Raw genomic sequence first — 11,454 nt, forward strand, 5'->3', positions numbered from 1 at the left:
TCAAGGGAACACCCGGCACGTGGGGCTGGTAGCGAAGCTGCCTCCCCCAGCCCACAGTTCAGGCCACGGTTCAGCCCGCGATGAGGTCGTTAACCACGATCGTCTGGTCACGGTCGGGGCCCACGCCGATCGCCGAGAACCTTGTGCCGGACATCTTCTCCAGGGCACGCACATAGGCCTGTGCGTTCTCCGGCAGGTCCTCGATGGTGCGGGCTGTGGTGATGTCCTCGGTCCAGCCGTCGAAGTACTCGAAGATGGGCTTCGCGTGGTGGAACTCCGTCTGCGTCATGGGCATCTCGTCGTGCCGGACGCCGTCGACGTCGTAGGCGACGCACACGGGAATCCGCTCGATACCGGTGAGGACGTCGAGCTTGGTCACGAAGTAGTCGGTGAAGCCGTTGACGCGTGACGCGGCACGTGGGGCTGGTAACCAAGGGATCACCCGGCACGTGGGGCTGGTAACTCAAGGGAACACCCGGCACGTGGGGCTGGTAGCGAAGCTGCCTCCCCCAGCCCACAGTTCAGGCCACGGTTCAGCCCGCGATGAGGTCGTTAACCACGATCGTCTGGTCACGGTCGGGGCCCACGCCGATCGCCGAGAACCTTGTGCCGGACATCTTCTCCAGGGCACGCACATAGGCCTGTGCGTTCTCCGGCAGGTCCTCGATGGTGCGGGCTGTGGTGATGTCCTCGGTCCAGCCGTCGAAGTACTCGAAGATGGGCTTCGCGTGGTGGAACTCCGTCTGCGTCATGGGCATCTCGTCGTGCCGGACGCCGTCGACGTCGTAGGCGACGCACACGGGAATCCGCTCGATACCGGTGAGGACGTCGAGCTTGGTCACGAAGTAGTCGGTGAAGCCGTTGACGCGTGACGCGTGGCGTGCCAGCACGGCGTCGTACCAGCCGCAGCGGCGCGGCCGGCCGGTGTTCACCCCGAACTCTCCACCCTTCTTCTGCAGGTACATCCCCATGTCGTCGAAGAGCTCGGTGGGGAACGGACCCGCCCCCACACGCGTGGTGTAGGCCTTGATGATGCCCACCGCGCGGTTGATCCGGGTAGGGCCGATGCCGGAGCCCACCGACGCGCCGCCGGCGGTGGGATTCGACGACGTCACGAACGGGTAGGTGCCGTGGTCCACGTCGAGGAACGTGGCCTGCCCGCCCTCCATGAGGACCACCTTGCCGGCGTCGAGCGCCTGGTTGAGGACGAACGTGGAGTCGATGACGAGCGGACGCAGGCGATCGGCGAAGGACAGGAAGTACTCCACCACCTCATCCACCTCGACGTCGCGGCGGTTGTAGACCTTGACCAGCAACTCGTTCTTCTGCTTCAGCGACCCCTCGACCTTCTGGCGAAGGATCGATTCGTCGAAGACGTCCTGGACGCGCAGGCCCAGCCGCGCCACCTTGTCCATGTAGGCAGGGCCGATCCCGCGGCCGGTGGTGCCGATGGCGCGCTTTCCGAGGAAGCGCTCGGTGACCTTGTCGAGGACCTGGTGATAGGGGGCCACGAGGTGGGCGTTGGCTGAGACCCGCAGCTTCGAGGTGTCGGCTCCGCGCGCCTGCAGGCCGTCGATCTCCTCGAAGAGAGCCTCGAGGTTGATGACGCAGCCGTTGCCGATGATCGGAACGGCATTCGGGCTGAGGATGCCGGCGGGAAGGAGCTTCAGCTCGTACTTCTCGCCTCCCACCACTACCGTGTGGCCGGCGTTATTGCCGCCGTTGGGCTTCACGACGTAGTCGACGCGCCCCCCGAGCAGGTCGGTTGCCTTGCCCTTACCCTCGTCGCCCCACTGGGCTCCGACAATCACGATTGCTGGCATGGGATCCTCCCCCATTAGTCACGGATCCCAGCGACCCGTTCCGGGACCCGCCTGGAGCCGTGCATGAGAACGCCCCAAGAATCCTTCGCGTTCCCGCCGCGGACTCCGGGGCTCTTACTCCCCGAGTTTAGCCGAGCGGGCAAGCGGCCGTCGAAACAGTGCGGCACCACCGGGAGAATGGGTACATGGACCGTTTCGCTGGACACATCATCGGCATCGGCACCGCATCGGGGACGCGGCTGGTCGCGGGCCTCTGGGACTCGTCCCGCTTCGGACGGTTCGCCGACGTCATGATCGAGGACTCTGCAGGCCGCCGGACGCTGCTGGCACCGGAGCGTGCGATTGCCGAATATGTCAGGAGCACCTATACGTTCGACGACGTCGTTGTCACGCCCGTGACATGGACGCTCACCACCCGACGCCTTACGCTCGAGGCCGGCGTGCTGCAGCTTGCAGCCGACATCGGCCGGACAACGATTCTCGGACGGCTGCTGGGACTCGTACCCGCGCGCCTTGCCACCAGCCCGCGCTGGCTCACGCTGATCGACCCGCCTGCCCGCGTCCTGGTGAAGGGCGTCCGGACGGCGGGATCAGCGGGCAACGGGCGGCTCGAGTACTACGGCGCACTCTCGGTCCGCTCGATCACTGGCGCTTCGGCCTCCTGGCGCGGAAGGGACCTGGGAGCCCTTGCACCCGTGGATCCGCCCGTGCGGTTCGGCTTCAGTTCGGCTCCGCCGTCCCCGGCCCTCGTGTCGGTGGTGACCACGATCGTTCACCCGGGATAGCCCCCGGGGAACCTGCCTAGTGGCCCGGGTTCATCTGTTCCAGGTACTTCCGGACCGCGTCCTCAGGCACACGGTAGGAGCGCCCGAAGCGAATGCTGTTGATGGCACCTGACTGGACCATGCGGTAAACCGTCATCTTCGATACCCGCATCAGGGCGGCTACCTCAGACACTGTGTAGAGCTCTCCCGTAACAACTCCAGCAAGGGACATTGTGTACCTTTCGTCTCGTGAAACACGTTGGCCGACTCCTTTAACTGTGGACTCACGCTTGAACGTTGCACAACCGCTACAGCTACCTGTTTCTCCTTGGCTAAACCAAGTAGTTCAACGCTGGACTACGGGCTCCGTCCGCTTTCTACGGGACTTTGACGGCAATAAGGGAGCCGCCGGAATGGCAACTCCCTTATCGAGGTCGAATGTGTTATCTGTTATAAGTTGTGCGCCGGGAGCTACGCCCCGAGCTGCGCACTCGCCTCCGGGTCGGATTCCCGCAGCAGCACGGCAATCCGTTCAGCTTCCTCGATCTCACCGATCGACGCCGCCGCCCGCCCGAGCGCGTACAGCGCCCGGAGGAATCCACGGTTCGGCTCGTGCGAGTACGGCACCGGACCGGTTCCGCGCCACCCGCTGCGCCGCAGTGAATCGAGTCCGCGGTGATAGCCGGTCCGCGCATAGGCGTAGGACTCGATGGTGCGGCCCTCGGCGTACGCCTCGTCAGCGAGGATTGCCCACACCAGCGACGACGTCGGGTGCCGGGCAGCGAGGTCCACTGCTTCATCCCCGGCCGCCAGCCGCTGGATGACGTCGGGCTCTTCGGGAAGGTAGGTGGGCTCGGGGGCCATCAGGTTCCTGCGGAATTCGTCGGACATGTCCTAGAGCTTCTTTCCGGCGGAGCCCAGGGACGCGGCGGCCTCGACCACGCGCGCAGCAAGTCCCGCCTCGGCGGAAGCGCCCCAGACGCGGGGGTCGTAGACCTTCTTGTTGCCGACTTCGCCGTCGACCTTCAGGACGCCGTCGTAGTTGCGCAGCATGTGATCGGCAACCGACCGGGTGAAGGCGTACTGGGTGTCGGTGTCGATGTTCATCTTGATGACGCCATAGGACACCGCGTCCGCGATCTCCTGCGCGCTGGAGCCCGAACCACCGTGGAACACCAGATCGAAAGGCTTGTCCGCGCCGAGCTTGGCACCCACCTGCTGCTGGATGTCCTTGAGGATCTCGGGGCGCAGCTTCACACCACCGGGCTTGTAGACGCCGTGCACGTTGCCGAAGGTGAGCGCCGTCAGGTACCGCCCGTGCTCGCCCGCACCGAGTGCGTCGATCGTCGCGAGGGCATCCTCGACGGTGGTGTACAGCTTGTCGTTGATGGCGTTCTCCACGCCGTCCTCCTCACCGCCGACAGTGCCGATCTCCACCTCGAGGATGATCTTCGCGGCTGCGGCTCGGGGGAGGATCTCCCGAGCGATGCGCAGGTTCTCCTCGAGCGTCTCGGCGGAACCGTCCCACATGTGGGACTGGAAGATCGGGTTGCCGCCGTTCCGAACGGCCTCCTCGGATGCTGCGAGCAGCGGCAGCACGAAGCCGTCCAGCTTGTCCTTCGGGCAGTGGTCGGTGTGGAGCGCGATGTTGACGTCATACTTCTTGGCGACTTCGTGGGCGAAGGCGGCGAAACCCAGTGAACCGGCCACCATGTCCTTGACGCTCGCCCCGGACCAGTAGGCCGCCCCGCCCGTGGAAACCTGGACGATGCCGTCGGACCCTGCCTCGGCGAATCCGCGCATCGCGGCGTTCAGGGTCTGGGAAGAGGTGACGTTCACGGCCGGGTAGGCGAATCCGCCCGCCTTCGCGCGGTCGATCATGTCGGCGTAGACCTCAGGTGTGGCAATTGGCATGCTGCTGACTCCTTCATGGATGGGAACTGCTTGGCTTCATCCTAGCGATCAGGCGGTGCCTGCGCAGGGCTGCGCAGCCGGCGAACCCACGCCGGACGGCGGCGGCCGGAGGCTTAGCCCACCTGCCCGAACACATGCCGGCGAACCCAGCCGTGCATGGCGATGGCCGCGGCCGCGGAGGCGTTCATGGACCGGGTAGAGCCGAACTGCGCGATGGACAGGGTTGCATCGGCTGCGGCATGGACCTCGGCCGTCAGGCCGGGCCCCTCCTGCCCGAACACGAGGACGCATTTCTCCGGAAGCGCATAGGTCTCGAGCGGTACGGAATCGGGGAAGTTGTCGATTCCCACGATGCGCAGTTCCTCGCCCTGCGCCCAGGCGACGAACTCCTCGACGGTGGGGTGGTGCCGGACGTGCTGGTAGCGGTCGGTGACCATCGCGCCGCGCCGGTTCCACCGGCGTCGTCCGATGATGTGGACTTCCTTCGCCAGGAAGGCATTCGCGGTGCGGACCACTGAACCGATATTGAGGTCGTGCTGCCAGTTCTCTATGGCGACGTGGAAGGGGTGCCGTCGGGTGTCGAGGTCAGCCACGATGGCGTCGTGCTTCCAGTACCGGTAGGCGTCCACCACGTTGCGCGTGTCTCCCGCGGCAAGGAGCTCCTCGTCCCACTGTCCGCCCTCCGGCCATTCGCCCTGCCACGGACCCACGCCGACGACGGTTCGGGGGTCGGGCGGCGTCGGATCCGTTGCCGTATCTGTACTCTCTTTCACCCCTTCAGCCTAAGGTGAAAGACTGGACCTGATCGTCGGAAGCGTCCACGAGCGAAGGAAGCCCATGCGGGAGAACGAACACATCGAATGCTGGCTCACCGACATGGACGGCGTGCTCGTCCACGAGAACCACCCCATTCCCGGGGCAGCAGAGCTCATCGACCGCTGGGTGGCCACGTCCAAGCGCTTCCTCGTGCTGACCAACAACTCCATCTACACGCCGAGGGACCTCGCCGCGCGGCTGAAGGCCTCGGGGCTCGAGATACCCGAGGAGAACCTGTGGACCTCGGCCCTGGCCACGGCACAGTTCCTCAAGGGCCAGCTTCCCGGCGGCCGGGCCTACGTGATCGGGGAGGCCGGGCTGACCACGGCGCTGCACGAAGCCGGCTTCGTCCTCACCGACTCCAACCCCGACTATGTGGTGCTCGGCGAAACCCGCACCTACTCCTTCGAGGCGATCACCAAGGCGGTTCGGCTGATCCTCGACGGCGCCCGCTTCATCGCCACGAACCCCGACGTCACGGGCCCCTCGAAGGAGGGCCCCCTCCCGGCGACCGGCGCGATCGCGGCGATGATCACCGCGGCGACCCACCGGGCCCCCTACATCGTCGGGAAGCCCAATCCCATGATGTTCCGCTCGGCGATGAACCAGATCGACGCGCATTCGGAGACGACGGCGATGATCGGCGACCGGATGGACACCGACATCATCGCGGGTATGGAGGCCGGGCTCCTCACGGTCCTCGTCCTCAGCGGCATCACCCAGCCCGCTGACATCGATGCGTACCCCTTCCGTCCGGATCAGATTCTCAATTCAGTGGCCGACCTCATCGACCAGGTGTGAATCGATCAGGTATCAGGTGTATTCGACCGGGTGCGGACCCGCTAGAACGCCGATTTCCTCCCGCCGCCCGTGGGCAGCGGGATGAGGTTGTCCTGGATGGTCCGGACGATCGTCCGGTAGATCAGCGGGTTCCACTGCGGGCTCGCGTGGGCCGGAAGCGCGCCGGTGGTCACGTGGTCGGCGGAGACCAGATTGTCGGGAAAGGCGGACGCCCACCCCGTGCGCGCGAGCGCGTAGTCGACGACGGCGTCGTTCGGGTTGCCGACGAACGCCATGCGGGTCTCCCCCAGCGCACCCGAGAAGCGCCCGACATTGAAGCGGTAGATGTAGGACGCCTGGGACTGGATGAGTACGCTACTGGGGGCGAGTGGGGAAAGCTGTTCAAGGGTCTGGTTCAGGATCTGGCGCCAGGTGCGCTCGTTCTTGTGGACGATGCGCTCCCCCAGCTCGTATCCGCCGCGCACCACGATGGGCACCCGATACCCCGCCTCGTACAGGAAGACCACGCCCTCGAACATGCGCTGGTCACGTACGTCATCCCTGCTGTGCGGGCTCGAGTCGAGCAGGATCACCTCCACCGGGATTCCCCGCTCGGCAAGGCGGGCCGCCACCTCCACTGCCACCATTCCGCCGAAGCTGTGGCCGTAGAAGTACAGCTTCTCGAGCTGGAAGTTGCGCACATACCGGTTCATCGCGGCCACGATGTTGTTGATGTCCAGCCCCCGGTTCGAGTAGCCCACCATGGCCATCCTGCCCCGTCGTGACAGCGCGGGCCGGAGGGAGTTGAGGATCCAGAGGCCCTCCTCCCAGCTGGTCTTGTAGCCCGGGAAGAGCATCCAGCAGGAGTCGGGAAAGCTCATTTCGGCCGCGTCGTCATCGAGGGAGAGGATGCGCAGTTCCTCGCGCTGCTGCTGGATGTGCCGGGTGACCGCGAGGTCGGCGACGAGCGCCAGCCCCAATCCCGAGCCGGTCAGGAAAGACCTCCGGGAGAAGGCGGTGAGGTCGCCGGAGTAGGAAAGCAGCCGCTCGGCGTCATCCGTCATGCATGCCCTTCCCTGCGGTCCACCGATCCCTCGGGACGTGCCGTCGCCGCTAGTCGAGACCGAGTTCACCCTTGCCGAAGGCGAAGAGATAGGGGACCCCGGCTTCGGCTTCGATCCGCTCCTTCGAGCCGGTGCCGCGGTCCACGATAACGGCGACGGCCTGGACCGTGCCGCCCGCCTTCCGCACTCCCTCAACGGCAGTCAGCGCCGACCCGCCAGTGGTCGAGGTGTCCTCGAGGACGACGACCGGACGGCCTGCGACGTCGGGCCCCTCCACCTGCCGCGCCATGCCGTAGGTCTTCTGCGCCTTGCGCACCACGAACGCGTCGACACTCCGACCCGCCTGCGAGGCGGCGTGCATTACCGCGGTACCCACCGGGTCCGCCCCCATGGTGAGGCCTCCCGCGCATCGGAAGTCGATGCCGGCGTCGTCGAGCAGTGCGAGCATCACCCGACCCACCAGAACCGACGCCTCGGAGTGCAGCGTGATGCGGCGCAGGTCGATGTAGTAGTCGGCCTCGACGCCGCTGGAGAGCGTCACCTTCTTCCGGACGACGGCGAGCTCCCGAATCAGCTCGAGGAGCCGGGCGCGGTCGGAGGAGTGATCGGTGGAGGTATCTGCGGTCATGCGGCAAGTCTATCGAGAGCCGGCAGGGCGGTTCGCCGGGTCCCCGTGTCGTCAGGGGCCGTGTCGTCAGGCGCCGTGTCGTCAGGGGCCGGACAGGGTCGCAGCCTCGATGGACTCCGGCGAGAGGACATGCGCAACAGCCATGGCTGCGGCGCCTGATACTCCGGCCCTTTCGCCCGAGACCGAGGGCACGATCCGCAGGTGCTCGGTCGCCAGGGGAAGCGACCGCCGGTAGACCACCTCGCGGATGCCTGCCAGCAGGTGCTCTCCCGCCGACGCCATGATTCCACCCACCACGATGACCGACGGGTTGATGAGGTTCACGCAGGTGGCGAGGACGTCCCCGATGTCGCGCCCTGCCTGGCGGATGACCTGGATGGCCGCGGCGTCCCCGGCCCGCACCAGGGAGATCACCTCGCTGCCGGAGGAAAGCCGGCTGCCGGTGACCGCGCTGAGTGCTGCGGCGAGCGCCGGACCTCCGGCCACCGCCTCGAGGCACCCGGTGTTTCCACACCTGCATGGCAGCTCGCCCCCGCGCAGGATCCTCACGTGACCCAGATCCCCAGCTGTTCCCTGGGCTCCACGCTGCAGGGTACCGCCCGAGATGATTCCCGCACCGATGCCGGTCGCCACCTTGATGAACATGAGGTCGCCCGTGTCGCGCCAGTGCGCGTTCTGCTCTCCCAGAGCCATGATGTTGACGTCGTTGTCCACGAGCACCGGCACGTGATAGGCCTGCTGCACCCGCCCGGGAACGTCGAAACGGTCCCACCCCGGCATGATCGGCGGATTGATGGGCCGTCCGGTGTCGTGCTCGACGGGCCCGGGCAGACCGATGCCGATGGCCGCGAGATCCCCGGGCCTGCGCTCTCCTGCCGCCAGGAGGCGCGAGATCGCCCCTACCAGCCAGGCCAGGACCACCTCCGGACCCTCGGAGATGTCGAGTGCTGCCCGCTCGGAGCCGAGCTCGGTGCCCGCCAGATCCGCGAGGATGACCAGCGCATGTGTTGCTCCCACATCGGCGCCGACCACCACGCGTGCGGCCGGGTTGAGGGCGAACAGCGACGGCGGCCGGCCTCCCGTGGAGGCGGCGCCTCCGTAGGGAGCGACGAACCCGAGCTCCATCAGGGTGTCGACCCGGGAAGCGACCGTCGACCGGGCTAGTCCGGTGAGCTGCGCCAGTTCCGCACGCGTGCGGGGCTGGCCGTCCCGCAGCAACTGGAAGATCTCGCTTGCCCCCGGGGCGGGCGGGGAGACGCGAGGTGCCTGCGTTGCCACCGGTTCTCGCGCGGGATCTCCTACCGGTTGCTTACGCGTAGTGGTCAGCATCCTTGAAGTAAACCACGACTTCGGACCGTGAGGCACCTACCTAAATCACTTTATTCGACAACTTTTGTCGTTCTATCGACAAAAGTCCGCTCGCTGTGTCACAGTGGGCGCGTGGCTAACGACGTCGACCCCTCCGCTCCGAAGCCCGTGCTGGAAGCACGCGGGCTGTCGAAAAGCTTTTTCGGCGTGCCGGTACTGAGCAATGCCTCCCTCACCCTGGTTCCCGGCCGGGTCCACGGGCTGGTCGGCGAGAACGGGGCAGGCAAATCGACGCTCATGAAGCTGCTCGCCGGGGTCTATCAGCGCGATTCCGGAATAATCGAGATCTCCGGCCGGCCCGTGAATTTCTCCCATCCCACCCAGGCGCACGCCGCAGGGCTCTCCACGGTGTTCCAGGAGTTCAACCTCCTGCCCGAACGTTCAGTGGCGGAGAACATCTTCCTCGGCAGGGAACCGCGCCGCGGGATCCTCGTGGACACGAAGTCCATGCAGACCCGGACCTCGGAGCTCCTCGGGGAGCTCGGTGTCTCGAGCATCCGGCCGGGCAGCCTGGTGAACTCACTGTCCGTGGCGCAGCAGCAGATCGTCGAGATCGCGAAGGCCATCAGCTACGACGCCCGGATCATCTCCATGGATGAGCCCACGGCGGCGCTGGCCGGACCCGAGGTGGAACTGCTGTACGGAATCATCCGGCGACTTACCGGGCGCGGCGTCGCAGTGCTCTACGTGTCCCATCGGCTGAAGGAGATCTTCGACCTGTGCGACACCATCACGGTGTTGAAGGACGGGCACGTGGTCGGCTCCCATGCTGCTTCCGAGCTCGACGACGCCGCACTCGTCCGGCTCATGGTGGGCCGCCCCATCTCGGCCTACTTCCCGGACCCCGAACCCGGCACCGAGGTGGGGAAGATCGTCCTGCAGGCCGACAGCTGCGGCAATGACCAGCTCGACTCGATCGACCTTTCCCTCCGTGCCGGCGAGATCGTCGGCGTCGCGGGCCTTCAGGGGTCCGGCCGGACCGAGCTGCTCGAAGCCCTTTTCGGCGCCGCGCCCTTCACCCGCGGCACCATGGAGCTCGAGGGCGTACGGTACGCGGGCCGTTCACCACGGGAGGCAGTGCGGCGTGGCATCGCCCTGATCACCGAGGACCGGAAGTCCCTGGGCCTCAGCCTGAACCAGTCGATCCTCGACAATGCCCTCAGCGTGGTGCGGTCGGTCTTCCCTTCCCGGAACCGCGGGGCAAGGGCCGGCATTCCGGGAGTCTTCTCCTCCCTCGAGGTAGCCGCACGGGACCTGGACCAGGAGGTCCAGTACCTTTCCGGCGGCAACCAGCAGAAGGTGGTCCTCGCCAAGTGGCTTGCAGTGAATCCACGCGTGGTGCTGCTCGACGAGCCCACCCGCGGGATCGACGTCGGCGCCAAGCTCGCTGTTTACCAGCTGATCCGCTCCCTCGCCGCGCAGGGCACCGCGATCCTCCTGGTATCGAGCGAACTCCCCGAAGTCCTCGGCATGGCGGACCGGATCCTGGTGATGCGTGATGGCCGCATAGCCGGCAGCGCAGCACCGGGCTCGACCGAGGAGGAAGTCCTGGCGCTGGCCGCCGGCGTCCGGACCGATCAGGAGGCATCCCAGTGATCCCGAAAAGAATGCCCGCCCTCACCTCGACCCATATCGTCTACGCCGTGGTGCTGGTCACCATCGCCGTGGGGGCAGTGCTGGTGGGCAGCACCGGCCGCAACTTCTTCAGCACCGGCAATATCTCGGACATCCTCACCGGCACGAGCGTCCTGGGGTTCATCGCGATCGGGCAGACCGTCGTCATCCTGGTGGGGAGCCTCGACCTCTCGGTTCCCTATGTCATCAGCCTCTCGAGCCTCGTCGCCGCCACGGTCATGGCGAACCAGGCCGGAAACGTCCTTGCCGGCGTATTGGCGGCCCTCGCCCTGGCCGCCGCCGTCGGGCTGGTCAACGGCCTGGTGGTCTCCGGCCTGAAAGTGCACGGCTTCATCGCGACCCTCGGCATGGGCCTGATCATCAGCGGCTACCTTGCCTCCAACTACAAGGGAAGCGCCGGGCAGACCCCGCTGGCCTTCCGGCTCATCGGCGCCACTGGAATCGGTCCCGTTCCGGTGTCCACCCTGATCATGCTCGCCTGCGCCGGGGCAGTCCTGCTGGTGCTGAACCGCTCACGGCTGGGGCACCACATGTTCGCCGTCGGAGGCGACCTGAACGTCGCACGGATGTCGGGCATCCGGACGCGCGGCCCAGTGATCGCCGCACACATCCTGTGCTCCGTGATGGCGGGTCTCGCCGGTCTGCTCCTCGCCGCCCGCCTC

General features: G+C 66.6%; 12 protein-coding genes and 1 pseudogene. 4 read left to right on the forward strand and 9 right to left on the reverse strand.

Annotation, left to right across the window (positions count from 1 at the left end):
* Positions 1 to 70 precede the first annotated feature (70 nt).
* Positions 71 to 418, reverse strand: a pseudogene (locus tag Y705_RS0102215) (adenylosuccinate synthetase); the annotation flags it as partial.
* A 115-nt stretch (positions 419 to 533) separates the two neighbouring features.
* Positions 534 to 1,823, reverse strand: coding sequence for an adenylosuccinate synthase (locus Y705_RS0102220; protein ID WP_026531673.1), 1,290 nt, complete (start codon positions 1,821 to 1,823; stop codon positions 534 to 536).
* A 185-nt stretch (positions 1,824 to 2,008) separates the two neighbouring features.
* On the opposite strand from Y705_RS0102220, the gene Y705_RS0102225 reads away from it, so the two are divergent.
* On the forward strand, positions 2,009 to 2,608 hold the full coding sequence (locus Y705_RS0102225; RefSeq protein WP_026531674.1) for a hypothetical protein: 600 nt from the start codon (positions 2,009 to 2,011) through the stop codon (positions 2,606 to 2,608).
* Positions 2,609 to 2,624: 16 nt separating this feature from the next.
* Here the strand turns inward: Y705_RS0102225 and Y705_RS16725 are convergent, their stop codons facing one another.
* The 4 genes from Y705_RS16725 to Y705_RS0102245 all read right to left on the reverse strand — a co-directional run bounded on the left by Y705_RS16725 (position 2,625) and on the right by Y705_RS0102245 (position 5,274).
* Entirely contained in the window at positions 2,625 to 2,819 is a 195-nt protein-coding gene (locus Y705_RS16725) for a helix-turn-helix domain-containing protein (RefSeq protein ID WP_049822140.1), read from the reverse strand.
* 239 nt (positions 2,820 to 3,058) lie between these two features.
* Entirely contained in the window at positions 3,059 to 3,478 is a 420-nt protein-coding gene (locus tag Y705_RS0102235) for a DUF3151 domain-containing protein (protein WP_026531675.1), read from the reverse strand.
* Positions 3,479 to 3,481: 3 nt separating this feature from the next.
* Positions 3,482 to 4,501, reverse strand: a complete 1,020-nt coding sequence (gene fbaA, locus Y705_RS0102240; RefSeq protein ID WP_026531676.1) for a class II fructose-bisphosphate aldolase — start codon at positions 4,499 to 4,501, stop codon at positions 3,482 to 3,484.
* Positions 4,502 to 4,614: 113 nt separating this feature from the next.
* Complete coding sequence (locus tag Y705_RS0102245) at positions 4,615 to 5,274, reverse strand: TrmH family RNA methyltransferase (protein ID WP_026531677.1); 660 nt, start codon at positions 5,272 to 5,274, stop codon at positions 4,615 to 4,617.
* A gap of 64 nt (positions 5,275 to 5,338) precedes the next feature.
* Between Y705_RS0102245 and Y705_RS0102250 the strand changes: the two genes are divergently transcribed.
* Positions 5,339 to 6,118, forward strand: coding sequence for an HAD-IIA family hydrolase (locus Y705_RS0102250; protein WP_026531678.1), 780 nt, complete (start codon positions 5,339 to 5,341; stop codon positions 6,116 to 6,118).
* A 41-nt stretch (positions 6,119 to 6,159) separates the two neighbouring features.
* Here the strand turns inward: Y705_RS0102250 and Y705_RS0102255 are convergent, their stop codons facing one another.
* The 3 genes from Y705_RS0102255 to Y705_RS0102265 form a co-directional block, all read right to left on the reverse strand.
* Positions 6,160 to 7,161, reverse strand: a complete 1,002-nt coding sequence (locus tag Y705_RS0102255; protein ID WP_049822142.1) for an alpha/beta hydrolase — start codon at positions 7,159 to 7,161, stop codon at positions 6,160 to 6,162.
* Between the two features lie 49 nt (positions 7,162 to 7,210).
* A complete protein-coding gene (locus Y705_RS0102260) occupies positions 7,211 to 7,789 on the reverse strand; it encodes an orotate phosphoribosyltransferase (RefSeq protein ID WP_026531680.1) in 579 nt (192 codons plus the stop codon).
* 81 nt (positions 7,790 to 7,870) lie between these two features.
* On the reverse strand, positions 7,871 to 9,118 hold the full coding sequence (locus Y705_RS0102265) for an ROK family transcriptional regulator (protein WP_049822143.1): 1,248 nt from the start codon (positions 9,116 to 9,118) through the stop codon (positions 7,871 to 7,873).
* A gap of 111 nt (positions 9,119 to 9,229) precedes the next feature.
* On the opposite strand from Y705_RS0102265, the gene Y705_RS0102270 reads away from it, so the two are divergent.
* Positions 9,230 to 10,753 carry a sugar ABC transporter ATP-binding protein gene (locus Y705_RS0102270; protein WP_026531682.1) on the forward strand — a complete coding sequence of 508 codons (1,524 nt, stop codon included), beginning with the start codon at positions 9,230 to 9,232 and terminating at the stop codon, positions 10,751 to 10,753.
* Positions 10,750 to 11,454, forward strand: a 705-nt coding sequence (locus Y705_RS16730; protein WP_253908449.1) for an ABC transporter permease, incomplete at its 3' end; no start/stop codon positions are given. The genes Y705_RS0102270 and Y705_RS16730, both read left to right, overlap by 4 nt.

Source organism: Arthrobacter sp. H41, from assembly GCF_000520535.1.
GTDB lineage: Bacteria > Actinomycetota > Actinomycetes > Actinomycetales > Micrococcaceae > Arthrobacter_D.